This window comes from Salipiger mangrovisoli, assembly GCF_015223355.1.
Classification (GTDB): domain Bacteria; phylum Pseudomonadota; class Alphaproteobacteria; order Rhodobacterales; family Rhodobacteraceae; genus Salipiger; species Salipiger mangrovisoli.
In genome coordinates this window covers 128,608-148,051 of record NZ_JADFFK010000004.1, presented here as the reverse complement: position 1 = coordinate 148,051, position 19,444 = coordinate 128,608, and the positions used below count along the sequence as shown (strand labels likewise).

The 19,444-nt window shown below is 66.4% G+C and carries 21 protein-coding genes and 1 tRNA gene; 17 read left to right on the top strand and 5 right to left on the bottom strand.

Features of this window, described 5'->3' with window-relative positions:
• Positions 1-111 precede the first annotated feature (111 nt).
• The 9 genes from IQ782_RS07210 to IQ782_RS07170 all read left to right on the top strand — a co-directional run bounded on the left by IQ782_RS07210 (position 112) and on the right by IQ782_RS07170 (position 5,912).
• Positions 112-303: a hypothetical protein gene (locus tag IQ782_RS07210; protein ID WP_194133946.1), complete on the top strand. Its 192-nt coding sequence runs from the start codon at positions 112-114 to the stop codon at positions 301-303.
• 112 nt (positions 304-415) lie between these two features.
• Positions 416-491, top strand: a tRNA-Trp gene (locus IQ782_RS07205).
• A gap of 241 nt (positions 492-732) precedes the next feature.
• On the top strand, positions 733-1,533 hold the full coding sequence (locus tag IQ782_RS07200) for a transporter (RefSeq protein ID WP_194133945.1): 801 nt from the start codon (positions 733-735) through the stop codon (positions 1,531-1,533).
• Between the two features lie 201 nt (positions 1,534-1,734).
• On the top strand, positions 1,735-2,568 hold the full coding sequence (locus IQ782_RS07195) for a UDP-2,3-diacylglucosamine diphosphatase (protein ID WP_194133944.1): 834 nt from the start codon (positions 1,735-1,737) through the stop codon (positions 2,566-2,568).
• Positions 2,568-3,701, top strand: coding sequence for a glycosyltransferase (locus IQ782_RS07190; protein WP_194133943.1), 1,134 nt, complete (start codon positions 2,568-2,570; stop codon positions 3,699-3,701). Before IQ782_RS07195 ends, IQ782_RS07190 begins: the two co-directional genes overlap by 1 nt.
• A 4-nt stretch (positions 3,702-3,705) precedes the next feature.
• Positions 3,706-4,302: a DedA family protein gene (locus IQ782_RS07185; RefSeq protein ID WP_194133942.1), complete on the top strand. Its 597-nt coding sequence runs from the start codon at positions 3,706-3,708 to the stop codon at positions 4,300-4,302.
• Complete coding sequence (locus IQ782_RS07180; protein ID WP_194133941.1) at positions 4,299-5,000, top strand: glycosyltransferase; 702 nt, start codon at positions 4,299-4,301, stop codon at positions 4,998-5,000. Before IQ782_RS07185 ends, IQ782_RS07180 begins: the two co-directional genes overlap by 4 nt.
• Positions 5,001-5,047: 47 nt before the next feature.
• Positions 5,048-5,650 carry a CDP-alcohol phosphatidyltransferase family protein gene (locus IQ782_RS07175; protein ID WP_194133940.1) on the top strand — a complete coding sequence of 201 codons (603 nt, stop codon included), beginning with the start codon at positions 5,048-5,050 and terminating at the stop codon, positions 5,648-5,650.
• A gap of 103 nt (positions 5,651-5,753) precedes the next feature.
• Positions 5,754-5,912, top strand: a complete 159-nt coding sequence (locus IQ782_RS07170; RefSeq protein ID WP_194133939.1) for a hypothetical protein — start codon at positions 5,754-5,756, stop codon at positions 5,910-5,912.
• A 100-nt stretch (positions 5,913-6,012) separates the two neighbouring features.
• On the opposite strand, the gene IQ782_RS07165 is transcribed toward IQ782_RS07170, so the two are convergent.
• Both IQ782_RS07165 and cutA read right to left on the bottom strand, forming a co-directional pair.
• Complete coding sequence (locus tag IQ782_RS07165; protein ID WP_066104551.1) at positions 6,013-6,219, bottom strand: cold-shock protein; 207 nt, start codon at positions 6,217-6,219, stop codon at positions 6,013-6,015.
• Between the two features lie 152 nt (positions 6,220-6,371).
• Positions 6,372-6,704, bottom strand: coding sequence for a divalent-cation tolerance protein CutA (gene cutA / locus IQ782_RS07160; protein ID WP_194133938.1), 333 nt, complete (start codon positions 6,702-6,704; stop codon positions 6,372-6,374).
• A 110-nt stretch (positions 6,705-6,814) separates the two neighbouring features.
• On the opposite strand from cutA, the gene IQ782_RS07155 reads away from it, so the two are divergent.
• Positions 6,815-7,291, top strand: coding sequence for a DUF2938 family protein (locus IQ782_RS07155; protein WP_194133937.1), 477 nt, complete (start codon positions 6,815-6,817; stop codon positions 7,289-7,291).
• A 265-nt stretch (positions 7,292-7,556) separates the two neighbouring features.
• Here IQ782_RS07155 and ettA read toward each other — a convergent pair whose 3' ends face one another.
• Complete coding sequence (ettA, locus tag IQ782_RS07150; protein ID WP_194133936.1) at positions 7,557-9,212, bottom strand: energy-dependent translational throttle protein EttA; 1,656 nt, start codon at positions 9,210-9,212, stop codon at positions 7,557-7,559.
• Between the two features lie 185 nt (positions 9,213-9,397).
• On the opposite strand from ettA, the gene IQ782_RS07145 reads away from it, so the two are divergent.
• Entirely contained in the window at positions 9,398-10,006 is a 609-nt protein-coding gene (locus IQ782_RS07145; protein ID WP_194133935.1) for a nicotinate-nucleotide adenylyltransferase, read from the top strand.
• Between the two features lie 86 nt (positions 10,007-10,092).
• Positions 10,093-11,691 (top strand): D-alanyl-D-alanine carboxypeptidase/D-alanyl-D-alanine endopeptidase, encoded by a 1,599-nt coding sequence (dacB, locus tag IQ782_RS07140; protein ID WP_194133934.1) that lies wholly within the window; start codon positions 10,093-10,095, stop codon positions 11,689-11,691.
• Positions 11,692-11,754: 63 nt separating this feature from the next.
• Here dacB and IQ782_RS07135 read toward each other — a convergent pair whose 3' ends face one another.
• The gene (locus IQ782_RS07135; protein WP_194133933.1) at positions 11,755-12,180 is read right to left on the bottom strand and encodes a tellurite resistance TerB family protein; all 426 of its coding nucleotides are present in this window, start codon (positions 12,178-12,180) and stop codon (positions 11,755-11,757) included.
• A gap of 119 nt (positions 12,181-12,299) precedes the next feature.
• On the opposite strand from IQ782_RS07135, the gene IQ782_RS07130 reads away from it, so the two are divergent.
• The 3 genes from IQ782_RS07130 to IQ782_RS07120 all read left to right on the top strand — a co-directional run bounded on the left by IQ782_RS07130 (position 12,300) and on the right by IQ782_RS07120 (position 16,783).
• Positions 12,300-13,877: a lysine--tRNA ligase gene (locus IQ782_RS07130; RefSeq protein ID WP_194133932.1), complete on the top strand. Its 1,578-nt coding sequence runs from the start codon at positions 12,300-12,302 to the stop codon at positions 13,875-13,877.
• A gap of 67 nt (positions 13,878-13,944) precedes the next feature.
• Positions 13,945-14,346, top strand: coding sequence for a DUF4864 domain-containing protein (locus IQ782_RS07125; protein WP_194133931.1), 402 nt, complete (start codon positions 13,945-13,947; stop codon positions 14,344-14,346).
• Between the two features lie 151 nt (positions 14,347-14,497).
• A complete protein-coding gene (locus IQ782_RS07120) occupies positions 14,498-16,783 on the top strand; it encodes a right-handed parallel beta-helix repeat-containing protein (protein ID WP_194133930.1) in 2,286 nt (761 codons plus the stop codon).
• A 60-nt stretch (positions 16,784-16,843) separates the two neighbouring features.
• Here the strand turns inward: IQ782_RS07120 and IQ782_RS07115 are convergent, their stop codons facing one another.
• On the bottom strand, positions 16,844-17,509 hold the full coding sequence (locus IQ782_RS07115; RefSeq protein ID WP_194133929.1) for a hypothetical protein: 666 nt from the start codon (positions 17,507-17,509) through the stop codon (positions 16,844-16,846).
• Positions 17,510-17,710: 201 nt separating this feature from the next.
• Between IQ782_RS07115 and parA the strand changes: the two genes are divergently transcribed.
• Both parA and IQ782_RS07105 read left to right on the top strand, forming a co-directional pair.
• On the top strand, positions 17,711-18,352 hold the full coding sequence (parA, locus tag IQ782_RS07110; RefSeq protein ID WP_194133928.1) for a ParA family partition ATPase: 642 nt from the start codon (positions 17,711-17,713) through the stop codon (positions 18,350-18,352).
• A 25-nt stretch (positions 18,353-18,377) separates the two neighbouring features.
• Positions 18,378-19,220 (top strand): DUF6206 family protein, encoded by an 843-nt coding sequence (locus IQ782_RS07105; RefSeq protein ID WP_194133927.1) that lies wholly within the window; start codon positions 18,378-18,380, stop codon positions 19,218-19,220.
• Positions 19,221-19,444 lie beyond the last annotated feature (224 nt).

The window sequence follows — 19,444 nt, the reverse complement described above, 5'->3', positions numbered from 1 at the left end:
ATCGCCAAATGGCGCCCGTGCCGGGGCGCTGAAGGAACAACGAGGCCTTCGGCAGTGACCCGGCGTTCCGCTTGCTGTTAGAAAGGGGGTACCCGAGGCAGGAGACCCCCCGTGTTCGACTTTTCGCATCCCTTCTTCCGCCCGCTCTGGCTGCGCGTCGCGGTCACGCTCGTCTGTTTCGGCTGGGGCGCTGTCGAGACGCGGGTCGGCTCGCCGGGATGGGCAGTGGTCTTTCTCGGGCTGGGGGCAATCTGCGGCTACAAGCTCCTGCTGACGTATCAGCCACCGGAGGGCGGCGAGTGATGCTGGAAGGCCGCGGTTCGCGGGGGATTTCGGGGCTGCGCAAGGGAAGCCGATTTTCCCGCCGATACCCGGTTGACCACGCCTTCAGAACCTTCTAGAGAGCGCAGCACACAGGGGTATAGCTCAGCTGGTAGAGCGACGGTCTCCAAAACCGTAGGTCGCGGGTTCGAACCCTGCTGCCCCTGCCAAGCACCAGGACAAGGGTGCTGTCTTTTCTCGAAAATTGATCTGGGTTTCCGCGCCGCGCGGGTCGGCCCCCTTTGGCCCGTGGCCTTTTCAGCGCGCGGGAGCGTTGCTGGATTGTCTGGTTTCCGCCGGGGCAACGTCATGCGCGCAAAAGTTGTTTCGCACTTTGGCCAATTTGGCCTACGCTTTTACCGAGTGTGACTTCGAAACTTTTTCCGCATGACATTTTATTGGAGCGCTCCCATGACGTATTTGTCCCGAGCCCTCGGAGCAGGGCTTGCCATCACGTTGCCTGCGGCTCCGGCCCTCGCCCAATCGCCCTCCGATGCGGCGGATCTGCAAAAGCAGCTGTCCAATCCGGTGGCGTCGCTGATCTCGGTGCCCTTCCAGTTCAATTTCGACGACAACATCGGCCCCAAGGACAAGGGCGAGCGCTGGACGATGAACATCCAGCCGGTCATTCCCTTCGATCTTGGCGGCGGGTGGAACCTTATTTCGCGAACGATCGTGCCGGTGGTGTCGCAATACAACCTGCCCTCGGAAGGCGAGGACGCCTGGGGCCTGGGCGACACCACGCAGAGCTTCTTCTTTTCTCCGACGCCGAGCGACGGCGGGCTGATCTGGGGCGTCGGCCCAGCCTTCCTCTTCCCCACGGCGAGCGAAGACGACCTTGGACTTGACACCTTCGCGGCCGGCGTGACCGGCGTGGTGCTGAAACAGAGTGGCCCCTGGACGATGGGCCTGCTTGCCAACCACCTGTGGGACTGGGATGGCCCGGTCGAGATCGACTCGACCTTCACGCAGCCCTTCCTGGCCTACGCCTATGACAATGGCTGGACCGCGACGCTGCAGGCGGAATGGACCCACGACTGGGTCAATGACACGGATTCCGCGCCGATCGGGCTGCTTGCGTCGAAGCTGACCAACATCGGCGGCACTCCGGTGAGCTGGCAGGGCGGTGTGCGCTATTACGCGGAGTCCGCACCGAACGGACCAGAGGGATGGGGCGCCCGCTTTGGCGTGACGCTGCTGTTCCCGAAATAGGGGTTCAGTGCTTCGGCCCGCGGGGCTGGGTGCGTCTGCAGCGGACCGGTGCGCCCAAGGGGGGCATCGCGGGCGCGTGACCGTATCTTGGGGCTGGGGGGGAACCATAGGCGATATCTGCGCGTTTCTGCGCTTGCAGCGTCACATTGACGATACAACGAGACGCCATAAGGCGGGCGAACAGTGAAGGAACATGCCCGGATGCCGAGATTTTCCGATGGCCGAGACGCCCGCACGCCCTATCGCAGCCTGTTCATTTCCGATCTGCACCTGGGTGCACGTGCCTGCCGCGCCGGTCCGATCCTCGATTTTCTGCGGGGGGTCGAGGCAGAGACCATCTATCTCGTGGGTGACATCTTCGATCTCTGGCACGGCGGGCGTTTGCACTGGGCGGCGGCGCATGACGCGATCATGGCCGAGCTTCGGGCGCGGGCGAAGGCGGGCACCCGCGTGGTTTACCTTCCGGGCAACCACGATGCCAGGATGCGCGCGCCCGATGCCGCGATCGAGGGCTGGGAGCTGCGCGAGGCGGTTGTTCACAAGGCGGCTGACGGGCGACACTACCTTGTGCTGCACGGCGACCAATGCGACCCGCGCATCCTGCGCTGGCATTTCATGACCCGGCTCGGAAGCCGTGCCGACGCGATGCTGCGCCAGCTTGACGGGTACCTGCGCCGCCGCGCGGGCCTGACCGAATGGGAACAGAGCTTCGTCGACCGGGTGCTCGCGGCCGCCAACAACCTGCTGGCCATGGGCGGTGGCTTCGAGCGCAAGCTGACCAAGCTGGCAGGGGCTGCCGGGGCCATGGGGGTGATCTGCGGTCATTCGCACAAGCCGGGGCTGCGCCAGCACAACGGGCTCGTCTATGCCAATTGCGGCGACTGGGTCGATAGCCTGACCGCGCTTGCCGAGGATTTCGACGGCAAGATGCGCCTGCTCAGCTACGAGCCCGTGCCCGTGGCCAAGGCGCTGCCGCGCCCGGCAGCCCAGCAACGCCCCGCCGAGGATGGCGCACTGGCGGAGGGGGCGATGTGATGCTGATTGCTTTTTCCCTGCTGATCCTTGTGCCCTTGGCCATCCATCTGGCGAGCGCCGCGCTGGCAGGCTGGCGCTACGTCGCGCCTGGCCCGAAGTACGAGCCGCGCGAGAAGCCTTTCCTGTCGCTGATCCGCCCGGTCTGCGGGCTCGACAGCTTCGACGAGGAGACGCTGCGATCGTCGTTCCGGCAGGCCTACCCCAGCTATGAGGTGATCTTCTGCGCTGCGCGCGAAGAGGATGCCGCGGTGCCGCTTGTGCGTCGGCTGATCGCCGAGCACCCGCATGTCGCCGCGCGGCTGCTCATCGGCGAGCAGCGTCTGACTGGCAATCCCAAGCTCAACAACCTGTTCAAGGGCGTTGCTGCCGCGCGGAGCGATGCGCTGGTGATGACCGACAGCAACCTGCTTCTCGACCGCGACTACCTGAGCCGGCTGGTCGCGACCTGGCGCGATGACACGGGTCTCGTGTCTGCCCCGCCCGCGGGCAGCCGTCCCGAGAACTTCTGGGGCGCGGTCGAATGCGCCTTTCTCAACAGTTCGCAGGGCCGCTGGCAACTGGCAGCGGACAGCCTCGGGATTGGCTTCGCGCAGGGCAAGACGCTGTTCTGGAAGCGCGCGGTGCTGGAGGCGGGCGGAGGGCTGGAAGGGTTGGGGCGCAACTTGGCGGAGGACGTGGCCTCGACCAAGATGGTGCGCGCGCAGGGGTTGAAGGTGCGCTTGGCGCGGCGGCTCTTCTGCCAGCCGATCGGGGCGCGGAAACCCCGCGCGGTCTGGGATCGGCAACTGCGTTGGTCGCGGGTGCGGCGCGATGGCTTTCCGGGGCTCTTTCTGGGAGAGATCGCGCAGGGGCCGCTTCTGCCGCTCATCGGTCTGATGGGCGTGATGTCCATGTTCGGGACGAGCCTTTGGACACTCCCCGCGCTTCTGGGCATGTGGTATGCTGCGGAATGGGCCCTGTGCCGCGTGGCGGGCTGGCCTGCCGGACCGCGGGACGTTGCCGCCATGCTGGTGCGCGACCTCTTGCTTCCGGCGATCTGGGTGGCCACATGGGCAGGACGCGACATCTCCTGGCGCGGAACGGACATGGCGCCGGGCGGCCCCTTGAAGACGGCTGCGGGGCCTGCGGAGTAGAACCTTGATCGGACTTGAAACGGTAACCGCGCTCATCGCCAAGGAGGGCCTGGCGATCCTTGCCCCCATCGCCATGCTCGAGGGGCCGATCGTCACGGTGATCGCGGCCTGGCTCGCCAGCCGCGGCCTGCTCGACATTCTCAGTGTCACGATCGTTGTGATCGCCGCCGACATCGCGGGAGACATGCTGCTCTATGGCATCGGGCGCTGGGGGTTGAACCGCCTGCCACAGGGCTGGCTGATGAAGATGGGGCTGAATCGCGCGCGGGTCGGAGCGCTGGCCGGGCATTTCCATCACAAGGGGGGGCGCACGCTGGTGATTGGCAAGATCACCCATAGCGCCGGTGCGCCGATCCTTGTGGCCGCGGGGCTGGCGAAGATGCCGATCTGGCGTTTCTTCTGGGTCAACACGCTTGCGACCATCCCCAAGAGCCTGTTCTTCGTCGCGCTTGGCTACACTCTGGGCTCGGCTTACAGCCAGATCGACAACTGGATCGCCCGCGTCTCGCTGGTGCTGCTGGGCGGGCTGGTGCTCTTCGGCGCGGCCTGGATGCTGCGGCGCGGGATGAAGACCGGGCTCAAGCTGGGGGGCAAGCCGTGACCGCCTGCAGGCTCAGCTGCATCATCCCCGCCTACAACGAGGCACCGCGCATCGCGGCCGTGCTGGGGGCCGTGCTGGATCACCCGCTGATCGATGAGGTGGTGGTGGTGGACGACGGCTCCGGCGACGGCACCGCCGAAGTGGCCGAGGCGGCGGGGCAGGGCCACAGCCGGCTGCGCGTGCTGCGCCAGCCGGACAATGGCGGCAAGACCCGTGCCGTCGCACGTGGCATCGCCGAGGCGCGGGGCACCCATGTGCTGCTGCTCGACAGCGATCTGATCGGGCTTGATGCGGGGCAGATCAGCGCGCTGGCAGCGCCGGTGCTCGAAGGGCGGGCGGGGGCGGCGATCAGCCTGAGGCGCAATGCCCCGCTGCTCTGGCGGATGATCGGCATCGACTACATCTCGGGCGAGCGGGTGATGCCGCGTGACGTGCTGGCGGCGCAGGTCGAGACGCTGCTGGCGCTGCCGCGCTTTGGGCTCGAGGTCTTCATGAACCGCCTGTGGATCGAGGCTGGCCTGCGCGTTGCGGTCGTCCGCTGGCCCGGAGTCGAAAGCCCGTGGAAACACGATAAGCGCGGTGGCCGGATCGCCGGGTTGCGTGCCGACCTCGCGATGATGGGCGACATCTTCCGCACCGTCCCGCCCGCCGAAACGATCCGGCAGGTTCTGGCGCTGCGGGCGGCAAGGGTCTTCTGAGCGCCGCGGCTTGAACGTCGGCGGCAGCCGGTCCAAGACTTGGCGCCATGATCGACGCCTTTCTCCTGCCCTTGCAGCGCCGGCTGCTGCATCCTGTCGCCCGCGTGCTGCACCGCAGCGGGGTCAGGGCCGACTGGATCACGATCGCCGGCTTCGCCTGTGGTCTGGCCGGGGCGGCCGCCGCCGCCTGCGGCGCTTTCGGGCTGGCGCTGCTCGGATTGGCGCTGAACCGGCTGGCGGATGGGCTCGATGGAGAGGTCGCGCGCCGGGCGGGCGCCACCGACCGCGGCGCGTTCCTCGACATCGCGCTCGACTTCCTGTTCTACGCGCTCTTCCCGCTGGGCTTCGCGCTGGCAAATCCGCAGGCCAATGCGCTGGCGGCGGCGGCGCTGATCGCAAGCTTCATCGGCACCGGGTCATCCTTCCTCGCCTTTTCGCTGATTGCCGAGCGGCGCGGCATGACGGCGGCCGACTACCCGAGCAAGGGCATCTACTATCTTGGGGGGCTGACCGAAGGCGCGGAGACCATCGCGCTCTTCGTGGCCTTCTGCCTTCTGCCTTCGGTCTTTGCGCCGCTGGCCTGGGTCTTTGCGGGGGCCTGCGCGTTGACCACTCTGACGCGGCTCTGGGCGGGCTGGCGCCTGTTTTGATAAGGCGCGCCGGGACTTGCGGAACCGCGCCTGCGTGCGAGGGGTTTCTTCGGGGAAGCGCCCGCAGAGACGCTGCGGCGCAGGCAGACCCGAGGAGGATCCCATGTCCCTTGCCAACATCATCCGCCGCGCGGCTTCGAGCTATGCCGCGAGCCAGACCCGCCATAACCGACCCATTCGCCGACGCCCGGTGAAGCGGAGCCACAGCCAGAAGCTTCGATTGGCACAGACCGCCCTGCGCGCGGTGCAACGCCGACTGTAGGCGGGACGCGACGCGGCACATTCTTCTGCCAAGCAAAAGGGGCGGTCCCAGATGGGCCGCCCCTTCGCGTCGCGGGGGGAACCCCCGCAAAATCCGGTGCTCAGGCGAGCTGGATGTTCACGGCGCTTTCGCGACCGTCACGGCCGGCTTGCAGCTCGTAGGTCACTTTCTGGTTGTCGGCGAGGCCGGTGAGGCCCGAACGCTCGACTGCAGAGATGTGAACGAAAACGTCCTTGGAGCCGCCATCGGGAGCGATGAAGCCATAACCCTTGGTGGTGTTGAACCACTTCACGGTGCCAGTTGCCATGGGATAAACCCCTTCCTGTCAGTACGCTGCCCACGGAACTGCGGCAGCCCGGCGTAGAAACGTCTGTATCGATAGACTGCGTGCCGGGAAGGAACTGGGTCGTCGAATAGAAGCCTAAGCGGGCAGCAAGGTGGCACGAACAGGCCCGAAATTCAAGGGGATTCGATCCCGGCGGGGCGGGTCTCCGCCGCCAGCCATGCGATATAGTCACTATTGCCGTCAACGGGTTGCCGCAGGATTGCGGGAGTCTCGTAGGGATGATGGGCGCGGATCAGTGCGACCAGAGGCTCTGCAAGGTCGGGCCTTGTCTTCAGCAGAAGGGGAACCTCGCGCCCGCGGCAGAGCTGGCCCTTCCAGTGATAGAGCGAAGCGATCGGTGCGAACCGGTTGGTCGCGGCGGCAAGACGAGACGTCACCGCGGCCTCGGCGATCCGGTCGGCGCTGGCCTCGTCCGGGCAATTGGTCAGAAGGATGAGAAGCTGCATGGCGCGAGGCTGCGCCGCAGCGTGCGATTTCGCAAGCCCGGCGTCCTCTCGACTCTTGTAGTCGAGCTGCCGCTGCGGCAAGCCTTGTCGCGGGAATAAGGAGTTATCCAATGCAGCTGGTTCTTGTCGGAATTCTCATGGGGTTGGGTGGAACCCTCGCCATGGACCTCTGGGCGCTGCTGCTGCACCTGGTGCTGGGCTATCCGAAGCCCGCCTGGCGCAATCAGGGGCGCTGGGTCCTGCGCTCTCTTCGAGGCAAGATCTTCCATGACGACATCACGGCCACCCCTGCGCTGGCGCATGAAAGCGCAGTCGGCTGGAGTTTTCACTACGCGGTGGGCATCGCCTACGGGGTGATCTTCATGGTGCTGGCGGGACCGGGCTGGCTTGAGGCACCGCGCTTCCTGCCGCTCTGGCTGTTCGCGTTGGTCACCATCTGTGCGGGATGGTTCCTGATGCAGCCGGGCATGGGGCTGGGCTGCGCGCTGTCGAAAACGCCCACCCCATGGAAGGGGCGGGCGCTGGGACTGATTGCCCACACGGTGTTCGGCCTTGGCATGTGGGCGGTGGCGCTGCTCGCCACCTGAGCGTCAGATCATCGCCCAGTCGGTGAAACGGAACTCCGGTTGGGGCTGGGGCTCCGGTTGTTTGCGGGCCGTGTGCTGCGATACCTGTGCGGACTGCATGCTCATGTCGAACTCTCAGATCTTTGCGTTTGCTCCGGAAGACCGCGACTCTCCGCGTCTCCCGTGGCGGGGCAGGTAATCGCGAGGCCGGGGAAACGAAAGACCCCACGCACGGTCAAGTGCGTGGGGCTGATCGCTTCGTGAACGAAGAGCGGCGGAAACCGGCTCAGCGCGTGAATTTCTTGAACTTCACGCGGGTCGGCTCGAGCGCCGCGGCGCCGAGGCGGCGCTTCTTGTCTTCCTCGTAGTCCTCGAAGTTGCCTTCGAACCATTCCACATGCGCCTCACCTTCGAAGGCGAGGATGTGCGTGCAGATCCGGTCGAGGAAGAAGCGGTCGTGCGAGATGACCACCGCGCAGCCGGCGAAATCGACAAGCGCGTCCTCGAGGGCGCGGAGCGTTTCCACGTCGAGGTCGTTGGTCGGTTCGTCGAGCAGCAGGACGTTGCCGCCCTCCTTGAGAAGGCGCGCCATGTGCACGCGGTTGCGTTCACCACCCGAGAGCAGGCCGACCTTCTTCTGCTGGTCGCCGCCCTTGAAGTTGAAGGCGCCGCAATAGGCGCGCGAGTTGATCTGCGCGTCACCCAGCTGGATGATCTCGGCGCCGCCGGAGATCGCTTCCCAGACCGTGGCGTCGCTGGCCAGATCGTCGCGCGACTGATCAACGTAGGAAAGCTTGACCGTGTCACCATAGGTGACCGAGCCCTCGTCCGGCTGTTCCTGCCCGGTGAGCATCTTGAACAGCGTCGATTTGCCGGCGCCGTTCGGGCCGATCACGCCGACGATGCCGCCCGGCGGCAGCGAGAAGTCGAGATCCTCGATCAGGAGCTTGTCGCCCATGGCCTTCTTCAGGCCCTCGACCTCGATCACCTTGCTGCCAAGGCGCGGGCCGTTGGGGATGATGATCTGGGCCTTGCCGACCTTCTCGCGCTCGGACTGCCCTGCCATTTCCTCGTAGGCCGCGATACGGGCCTTCGACTTGGCCTGACGCGCCTTGGCGCCCTGGCGCATCCATTCGAGTTCGCGCTCGAGGGTCTTCTGCTTGGCCTTGTCCTCGCGGGCTTCGTGCGCGAGGCGCTTGGCCTTCTGTTCCAGCCAGCTCGAGTAGTTGCCCTCGTAGGGGATGCCGCGGCCGCGGTCGAGCTCGAGGATCCAGCCGGTGATGTCATCGAGGAAGTACCGGTCGTGCGTGACGCAGAGGATCGTGCCCTTGTACTCGATGAGGTGGTTCTGCAGCCAGGCGATGGTCTCGGCGTCGAGGTGGTTGGTCGGTTCGTCGAGCAGCAGCATCTCGGGCGCTTCGAGCAGCAGCTTGCAGAGCGCCACGCGGCGCTTTTCACCGCCGGAAAGCGTGGTCACATCCGCCTCGTCGGGGGGGCAGCGCAGCGCTTCCATGGCGACGTCGATCTGGCTGTCGAGATCCCACAGGTTCTGCGAATCGATTTCGTCCTGCAGCTGCGCCATCTCGTCGGCGGTCTCGTCGCTGTAGTTCATCGCCAGTTCGTTGAACCGGTCGAGCTTGGCCTTCTTGGCCGCGACGCCGAGCATGACGTTGCCGCGCACGTCGAGCGAGGCATCGAGCTCGGGTTCCTGCGGCAGGTAGCCGACCTTGGCGCCCTCGGCGGCCCAGGCCTCGCCGGTGAAGTCCTTGTCGATGCCCGCCATGATGCGGAGCAGGGTCGATTTACCGGCGCCGTTGACGCCGACGACACCGATTTTCACCCCGGGAAGAAAGCTGAGACGGATGTTCTCGAAGCATTTCTTGCCGCCGGGATAGGTCTTGGAGACGCCGTCCATGTGGTAGACGTACTGATAGCTGGCCATCGGTTCCTCCGGTGAAAAAGCTTTGCGGGCGTGTATGGCACCGCAAGGGGGGAAAGCAAATGCCTTGTTTCGCGGGATCCGGACCGTCCGGCGCGCTTTGACACGTGGTCAGCGCCGAAAAATCCGGTTGATCCCTGAGCGAAATCCTGTGTCTTTGGGCATTCATTCCTGAAGGAAGGCGCGCAATGCTCTGGACTGCGCATGAGACCGGGTTTCACGTGGCTCCCGGGCAGAGGGTCGGATTGCTCGGCGGATCGTTCGACCCGCCGCATGAAGGCCACGTCCGCATCACGCTCGAGGCGCTGAAGCGCTTTCGGCTTGACCGGGTGATCTGGCTGGTCAGCCCGGGCAACCCGCTGAAATCGCAGGGACCGGCACCGCTCGACACGCGCATTTCCGCGGCGCGCGCGCTGATACGGCACCCGCGCGTCATGGTTAGCCGCTTCGAGGCACTCGCGGGCACCCGGCATACCGCCCGCACTCTGGAGCTGCTGCAGGGGCGCCATCCGGGCGTGCGGTTCGTCTGGCTGATGGGCGCTGACAACCTTGCGCAGCTGCACCGCTGGGAGGATTGGCAAGAGATCATGCGCCGCGTGCCGGTGGGCGTGCTGGCCCGGCCCGGAAGCCGCCTCGCGGCCCGGGAGTCGGTCGCCGCCTCGGTTTTTCGTCACGCGCGCCTGCCCAGCAGCGCCGCGCCGCTGCTGCCGCTCTGCACGCCGCCAAGCTGGTGTTTCGTCAACCTGCCGATGTCGGACCTCAGCTCGACTGCCCTGCGGGCGCGGCAAGGGAGATGAGCGCAGAGAACAACCGGCGCAAATGTGAAGTAGTCCCCCGCTCTGGGCGCTTGCTGCGCTCTGGCCGCATCGGTTAAATCGACACCATGACCCGCGGACTCTCTCGTCGCCATTTCCTGTTCTCGCTCGCTGCAACGGGGCTTTCCTCTGCTGCCGCCCCGGCTTTCGCGGAGGCGCTGGATCGCTCGCTGCGTCCCAAGGCGCGGGGCGACAAGACCGCCGCGCCAGCGCCCGATACGCCCGAGGATCTGATCTCAAAGGCGCGGCTCGGGGATGGCATCGTCGGCTTCGCGGTGTTGAGCGCCGCCACCGGACAGCTGCTGGAAAGCCACCGTGGAACGCTTGGCTTGCCGCCCGCGAGCGTCGCGAAATCGCTGACCGCGTCCTATGGGCTTGACGTGCTGGGGCCGGACTACCGCTTTTCGACCGAGCTCTGGACCACCGGCGCGATCGTCGGCGGCGAGCTGCGCGGCGATCTGGTGCTGGTCGGCGGCGGCGATCCGACCCTGGACACCGACGGGCTCGCCAAGCTCGCACGCAACCTCGAGGAGGTCGGCATCAAGTCGATCACCGGGCGGTTCATCGTCGATGGCGGGGTGCTGCCCTATGCGCCGGTCATCGACACCGAGCAGCCGGTGCATGTGGCCTACAACCCTGCGGTCGCGGGCATCAACCTCAATTATAACCGTGTCAGCTTCGAATGGGAGCGCAAGGGCGAGGGCTACGAGGTCAGCATGGACGCGCCCTCGATGGCCGGACGTCAGGCGGTGCGCATGGCGCATATGGAGGTCGCCGACCGAAACGGACCGATCTACACCTACGCCGACTTGAACGGACGAGACGAGTGGAGCGTGGCGAAGCATGCGCTCGGCCAGGACGGCTCGCGCTGGCTGCCGGTGCGAAAGCCCGAGCTTTATGCCGGCGAGGTGTTCCAGGCGCTGGCAGGCTCGCGCGGGCTGCAACTGCCCGAGCCGGTGATCGAGCATGGCGTCGAGACCGTGGACTTCATCGGCCGCGTCGAGAGCGAGCCGCTGCATGTTGTCCTGAAGGAAATGCTCAAATACTCGACCAACCTCACCGCCGAGTTGGTCGGGCTGACCGCCACGCGCAAGCGGCTGGGTCACGCGCTGTCGATCAAGCATTCCGCCGAAGAGATGAACGCCTGGGCGCGCGACAGCATGGGGTTGACCCATGTGGCGATGACCGATCACTCGGGGCTGGGCGGCGACAGCCGCGTGGCGGCGGCGGATGTTGCCATGGCGGTGCTGGTCGCCGAGCGGCGATTGAAGCTGAAGCCGCTGATGAAGCCGATCACCGTGCTCGACAACCGTGGCCGTCCGGTGAAGGACGCGAAGCTGCAGGTCCACGCCAAGACCGGCACGCTCAATTTCGTCAGCGGGCTCGCGGGTTATGTCGACCTGCCGAGCGGCGAGGGGCTGGTCTTTGCGATCTTCTGCGGCGACGTGCCCCGCCGCGACGCGATCCCGATCGAGGAACGTGAACGGCCGCCGGGAATGATGGAGTGGAACACCCGCGCCAAGATGCTTCAGCAGGATCTGATCCGGCGCTGGGGAGCGATGTTCCCAGAGGGCAAGGGTCCCGAGACCGTGGCCGTGTCGAGCGTGACGCCAGCCATGCAGACCTCGTCCGGCACCGCGGCGCTGGTGGAGACGGTCGAGCCCTAAGCTTAAGCTCTGGCCGGGGTGTCCGGGCAGGACTGATCCGCCCCGGACACCCCGGCCAGTGGCTCAGGCGCGCAGGTGGCGCGCGCGGGCGCCGCGCTCGATGGCAGCGGCGTGCAACCGGTCAATGTCGAGCTCGTAGCGAATCTCCTCAAGCAACCGCAGCTCTTCCTCGCGCAGCGTGCCATCGGCGGCGGCCACGTCGCAGGCCAGCGCATAGGCGGTCTCGTTCAGGCGCTCGGGCAAGTTGTCACGCAGCAGGCCGAAAAGCGCGTCGAGACCGTCTTCCTGCTCGAAGAGGTCGAAGACGAGGTCAGTGATCACGCGCATGCGGTCGATGTCATAGTCGCTGAAGATCGGCAGCATGTTGACGGCGGACTCGATCTTCACCAGTTCGGCAGTGCGCATGTTCTCGTCCGAGGCCGAGACGGCGATCATCAGCGCGACAAGGCAGTCTTGCGGCGTCAGCGGGTGCGGGGCGGCTTCGGGCACTGGAATACTCCGGAAAAATCATGCTACCGGCAATTTATTGACCCCGTGCCCCGCCTGCAATAGGACGCGGGCGCACTGCCCCGTGAAAGGGGGCGTTTCTTCCCTAAGGAGTGTTTCACATGTCCGAACTGCGCGACGCAGCAATGAGCTCGAAGGCTTGGCCCTTTGAAGAGGCGCGCCGGGTGCTGAAACGCTACGAGAAGACGCCGCCCGAGAAGGGCTACGTGCTGTTCGAGACCGGCTACGGGCCGTCGGGCCTGCCGCATATCGGCACGTTTGGGGAGGTTGCGCGGACCACGATGATCCGCCGCGCCTTCGAGGTGATTTCGGACATCCCGACCCGGCTGATCTGCTTCTCGGACGACATGGACGGCATGCGCAAGGTGCCAGAGAACGTGCCGAACCAGGAGCTGCTGCAAGAGAACCTGCAGCGCCCGCTGACCTCGGTGCCGGACCCCTTCGAGGAGTTCGAGAGCTTCGGCCATCACAACAACGCCATGCTGCGCCGCTTCCTCGACACCTTCGGGTTCGAGTACGAGTTCTATTCGGCGACGGATTTCTACAAGTCCGGCCAGTTCGACGAGATTCTGCTGCGCTGCTGCGAACGCTACGACGACCTGATGAAGATCATGCTGAAATCGCTGCGCGACGAGCGAGCGTCGACCTACTCGATCTTCCTGCCGATCCACCCCGAGACCGGCCGCGTGCTCTACGTGCCGGTCAAGCACGTCGATGCCGCCGAGGGGACCATCACCTTCGACGATGACGACGGCAAGGAATGGACCCTGCCGGTGACCGGCGGCAACGTGAAGCTGCAATGGAAGCCCGACTTCGGCGCCCGTTGGGCCGCGCTCGGCGTCGATTTCGAGATGTATGGCAAGGACCACTCGACCAACACACCGATCTACGACGGCATCTGCCGCACCCTCGGCGTGCCCGCGCCCGAGCATTTCACCTACGAGCTTTTCCTCGACGAGAACGGCGAGAAGATCTCGAAGTCCAAGGGCAATGGCCTGTCGATCGACGAGTGGCTGACCTATGCCTCGACCGAGTCGCTGTCCTACTTCATGTTCCAGAAGCCGAAGACCGCGAAGCGCCTGTGGTGGGACGTGATCCCCAAGGCGATGGACGAGTACCACCAGCAGCTCCGCGCCTATCCGACCCAGGACGCGGCGGCGCAGCTGAACAACCCGGTGTGGCACATCCACGGCGGTGACGTGCCGGAATCGAAAATGGTGGTTCCCTTCTCAATGCTCCTCAACCTCGCCTCGGCCGCCGGTGCCGAGGACAAGGAGGTAATGTGGGGCTTCATCCGCCGCTATGCGCCCGACGCCGCGCCGAAGACCCACCCGGATCTCGACGCCGCCGCCGGTTTCGCGGTGCGCTACTTCAACGACTTCGTGAAGCCCACCAAGAAGTTCCGCGCCCCCACCGATCAGGAGCGGGCGGCGATGGAGGATCTTGCGGCCAAGCTCGAGGGTTACGACGGCGCGGTCGATGACGAGGCGCTGCAGACCTTGGTCTTCTCGGTCGGCAAGGAGCACGGGTTCGAGAACCTGCGCGCATGGTTCCAGGCGCTCTACGAGGTGCTGCTGGGCCAGAGCCAGGGGCCGCGCTTCGGCGGGTTCATCGCGCTCTACGGCGTCGCCGAGACCGCCGCGCTGATCCGCAAGGGGCTGGCGGGCGAGCTGGGCTGATCCGCCCGACGCTTGACGCATCATGACGAAAAGCTACCTCTCCGGGCATTCCGGGGAGGTTTTTCTTATGCGGCATCTGCTTTCTGTCCTGACGATCGGCATTGCGCTCGCGGGTCCTGCGGCGGCGCAGCAGTCCGAGATTGCTGAGACCATCCGGCGCCAGATGGACGCCTTTCTGGCCGAGGATGAATCCACGGCCTTCGGCTTCGCAAGTCCCGGGATACAGGGCCTTTTCGGCACTCCGGAGAATTTCGGGCGGATGGTGCGCGACGGATTCCCGATGGTCTGGAACCCCGGTGATGTGCGCTTCGGCCAGCTTTTCGAGCGCGGCGGTCTCTGGGTGCAGAACGTTTACGTGAGCGATGCCGCGGGCGCGCCCCACCTGCTCGAATATAGCATGGAGCAGATCGACGGCCGCTGGCGCATTGCCGGCGTGCGGATCCTCGAGATGCCCGGAGCCGCGGTGTGACCCCGACCTGTGTGACCCCGACCTGTCCCGTTGCGCCCCGGCACGGTCCGCCGCGCGGTGCCGCCGGGGCGCGTTAACCTCTGCCCTCTAGCTCTGTCTCCCGTGGGGTCGGCGCGAACCCGCGAGGCGTTTCAGAGCAGAGGTGCAAGCCATGAACATTGCGGTGACCGACGGGGTGGTGCTGACCCCCACGCCATTTTCCGAGGGGTTGGCTGTCTGGTCGCGGGGCGACGGGCGACCGGGATCGGACAACTACGCCTCTGATGCCTCGGCGGCCTATGTCCCGGCGGATGCCGATTTCGGTGGCTGCCTCGAGCTGCAGAAAACCGAGGCCACGCAAAAGCTGCGCTACATGGGGCAGACGCCGATTCTGCCGGGGGTCTACCTGCGCATCACCGCGCGGATGAAAGCGGTGTCGGGCAACCTTCCGACGGTGTGCATCGCCGGGTGGGCTGGGACCGGCAGCGATGTCGAGGTATCCGGGCTGCCGATGCAGGGGCCCTCGGTAACGCTGGCGAGCTACGGCGAGGTGGTCGAGGTTTCGGCCATCGTCGGGACCGGCGCGCGGGGCGGCGTTGACCTGGTCTGGGGAACGGTGCCCACCTACGGCCACTTCGGCCTGGATCTGACCGGACTCACCGGCGGGGTGCTGCGCATCGACGACCTGCGGATCGAGGATGTGACCGAGGTCTTCCTGCGCGGCATGATGGCCCGCGTCGATGTGCGGGACTATGGCGCGCTTGGGGATGGCAGCACGGATGACAGTGCCGCCTTCGAGGCTGCCGACGCGGTCGCCGACGGGCGGCAGATCCTCGTGCCCGCCGGGACCTATCATCTGGCGAACTCCGTGACGCTGGAGAATCCTGTGCGCTTCGAAGGGCAGGTGACCATGCCCGCCGCGGCGATTCTGTCGCTGACCAAGGACTTCCATCTGCCGGCCTATGTCGCGGCCTTTGGTGACGAGCAACTGGCGCTTGCCAAGGGCCTTCAGTCGCTGCTCAACAATGCCGACCACGAGAGCTTCGACCTTGGCGGACGGCGGGTGTCGCTGACCGCGCCGCTCGACGTGCGCGCGGCGGTGAACAACCGCGACACCTTTTCCCAGCGTCGCGTCCTGCGCAATGGCCAGCTGCGCGCCGAGAGCGGCGGCGACTGGGACGCGGTCAGCGTCGCGGGCACGGCAACCTATTCTGCTTCGAACCCGTGGCAACTGACCAATGTGTCGAACATCGCCAACATCGAGGTTGGCAGCCTGGTGACGGGGGCCGGGGTGGGCCGCGAGATCTACGTGAAGGAGAAAAGCGTGGGGGCCGCGACGATCACCCTGTCGCAGCCGCTGTCGGACGCCGTGGGCACACAAGCCTACACGTTCACGCGCTTCCGGTACCTTCTGGATTTCTCGGGGTTCACCAAGCTCGAAAAATTCGAGATCGAGGACGTGGAGTTCCAGTGCTCCGAGCTGGCGAGCGGCGTGATGCTGCCGCCCGCGGGCACGGTCAACGTGATTCGCGACTGCGTGTTCAATCGTCCCGGTCACAGGGCCATCACCTCGCCCGGTGACGGTTGCCAGGGGATGCTGATCGACCACAACCAGTTCCTCAGCGCCGAGGGCGATCTGGAAACGCAGAACCGCCAGTCGGTGGCGATCAACACCAATGGCAACGACGTGAAGATCCGCGACAATCGCGCCTCGCAGTTCCGCCACTTCGCGGTGATCTCGGGGGCGCACGCGGTGATCTCGGGCAACCACTTCTTCCAGGGTGACGACAGCGGCGCGGGTATCCGTTCGGCGGGCCTCGTGCTCTGCCTGCGCGCCTGCAACACCACGATCACCGGCAATTACATCGACAACTGCTTCATCGAGTGGACCAACGAGCGCGAGCCCGAGCCGGATTTCACCGGCGGCTTCGGCTTCGCGGGCCTGTCGGTGACCGGCAACGTGATGCTGTGCTCCGACGTGGCCGAGTGGTTCTCCTTCCTCGTGGTGAAGCCCTACGGCTCGGGCCACATGGTCAACGGGCTGAACCTGTCGGGGAACCTCTTCCGTTGCGTCGGAGGAACCATCGTGCGGGCAGACCGGGTGGACACCTCCTTTGCGCCGCTGAACCTTGGCGCAATGCGGCGGATCTTCGTGCAGTCGAACACCTTCCACAATGTCGAGGTGCAGACCGAGAACCCGTTGCAGGTGAGCCATGCGCAGAACAGCCACGCCAGCACCTGGGTGGTGGAGACGGACAACAAGCTGCCCTTTGGTGGCCAGGCGCGCGAGGTCCAGAGCCTCGTTCTGCGCTCACGTCCCCGCGATGCGAGCAACGTCAGCAAGTTCGTCACCCCCTACGCCACATCCGAGGGCGGCAGCGCGCGCGACGAGGTACATGTGGTCTGGCCCGAGCCGATGATGGGAGACCTGACGATGATGGTGCGCATGGATTACTGATCGGCATCGGTCGTTTGGTGAGCGGCAGGCCGGCGCCGAAGGGTGTCGGCCCGTTTGCGGTCAGAACTCTGTCCAGAGCCCCAACAGAAGCCCGGCACTGGCGTCGCCCGACAGGCCCCAGCTGGCCCCGACCTCGGCCTGGATGCGTGGATGGAGCGGGACCACCAGCGACGGCGCGAAACGCGCGAAGGGCGGATCGCCCTGCTGGACGCCGGTTTGCAGTTGCAGGATCATCCGCAGCTTGCGCGGCAGGCGCAGGCCCAACGTGAGGTCGAGCTTGTAATCCGTGCCCGCGTCGCCGCGCATCTCGAACAGCAGATCGGCGTTGAGCCACCCCTGCGCGCCGCCCAGCCCCAGCGACAGACCCGGCCGGAGCGCCTGCGCGCCGTCGATCCGGCCCAGCCCGAGCTCGGCCGACGCCCGCAGAGCGCCGTCGTCCTTGAGCGGCAGGCGCAGAAAGGCCAGCATCTTGCCGCCGCCCGAGATCGATCGCCCCAGGTCGGCGCCGGCGGTGAGGCGCCGGCCAAGCCCATACTCGAAATAAAGCGTGTCATACCGCCCTTCGGGCTGTCGCCAGCCGAGCAGGGCATTGTCCTGCGGCCAGGTGAGCCGCGTGGTGCTGCTGGCAAAGCCGACGCCGTCCGGCATGAGCCAGGCACCGGCCGAAACCGGCGGCACGCCCGGTACAAGCAGGGCGCAGGCAAGCGCAACCCGAAACAGCCGCATGATCAGCCTCCCGTCCGCCAGCCTCGGGGAAACGTGGTTAAGACAAGGTGAACTTTTGCTGGACAGGCATCGCGGCGGAGTTTCTCGGATCGGTGCGGACGCCGGGTCATCTGTCCACTGGACGGCTTGCGGCGTTCGGATATGCTGCAGGTGCAAACTGGGCCCGGCGGGGGCCAGGAGCGCCGCAAAAGGGGGAGTTTCATGACCGGATCGGTGATCACCGTCGCGCAGCAGAAGGGCGGCTCGGGCAAGACCACGCTCTCGGCCAATCTCGCGATCGGCTTCGTGGCGCAGGGAAAATCCGTGGCGTTGGTGGACATCGACCCGCAGGGCAGCCTCGGGCGCTGGTTCATGACCCGGCTCGAGCGTGACCCCGAGGCTGCTGGCGGGCTCGAATTCGCCACATCCTCGGCCTGGGGTGTGACCTACGAGTGCCGCAAGCTGGCGGCGAGCCACGACGTGGTGATCGTCGACACGCCGCCCAAGGCCGACAGCGATCTGCGCCCGGCGCTGCGCGCTGCCGATCTGGTCGTGGTGCCGGTCTCGATGAGCCACCTCGATCTTTGGGCCACCGAAGGCGTTCTGGATCTGGCCCGGCGCGAGAATCGCTCGGCGCTCGTGGTGCTCAACCGCACCCGGCCCGGTACGCGACTCTCGGGCGAGATCGCCGAGGCGGTGCAGGCCATGGACGTGCCCATCGCTGCCGCGCAGCTTGCCAACCGCGTCGGCTATGCCGAGGCCTTCGGTCGCGGACAGGGTGCCGCCGAGGGCCGCAAGACCCCGGCCCGCGCCGAGATCGCCGCGCTGACCGCAGAGGTGGCGGAGGCGCTGGCAAACGGGTAAAGCGGGCGGCAACAGGAGATTTGCCATGACCGATCACGCCGCCCTTGCCGAGACGATCCGCCGCCACCAGCAGGGCCAGGGCCAGCCGATCTCGCGCCTTGGGTATTTCTGCGCGCCCTTCCGACCGGCGGACGGGCCGTTCGCCGACAAGGTGGTGAAGGTCTACCGCGGCCTGCCTGACGGTGCGGCGCTGGAGCGGTTGGCGCGGGCCCATGACGCCTATGTTGCCGCGCTCGAGCAAACCGGTGTGCCGCTGCCGCAGACCGAGTTCCTGCTGATGCAGACCGATCAGGGCCGGGTGCCGGTGATCCTGCAGGAGGCGCTGCCCGAAAGCGCGCTGATGCGCCCGCGCATGCAGCGCGAGGACCTGGCCGCGACGCTGGCGATGATGGAAAGCGCCGGGCAGGTGATCGCGCAGTTCTGGAACAACGCCGACCAGATCGACGGCCGGGTTGGCTTCCATCCGTCGATCCGCAACTTCGCGGTGGTCGACGGGCAGGCGATCTTCTTCGACACCTTCCCGCCGCTGATCGGCTACAGCCGCGAGGAAATGGGTGAGCTGCTGCTGCAATTCTCCGAAAAGCGCCTGATGCGCTGGATCGGCCCGCTGATGAAATCCAAGGTCACCGGCATTCAGGACGAGTGGTACTCGGCCCCCGAGACGCTGGTCGGCCTCGTCGGCTCGGCCTGCCGACTGCGCCCCGAGCATGCCGACGCCTATCTCGATTGGGGGCGCGACTTCGCGCCGCGCGCCATGCCGCGCTTTGCCGAGGAGGCGCTGGAGGGGCTGTCGCAGCCGCCGCGGCTGCCGGGCTACTGGACCGGCTTCCGCAAGCTGCTGGGCTTGCAGGGCGAGCCCAACCTCTGAGACCTGCGCTGACCCCGAGGGCGGGGTTTGCGTATTTGCAAAGAGAAGAAGCGGCGGGCGCGGCGCGATCTTCCGTGGTCGGTAACCTTGGGTTAACCGCTTCTGCGGCACTCTGGACCTGCGGTACAGGCTTGCGAGCCGATGACCGCAAGAGGAGAAGCCCCGCGCCCGGCCTGCCATAGTCCCTCCACGACAACAGCCGCCGGGGGCGGGGTGCACCGCCT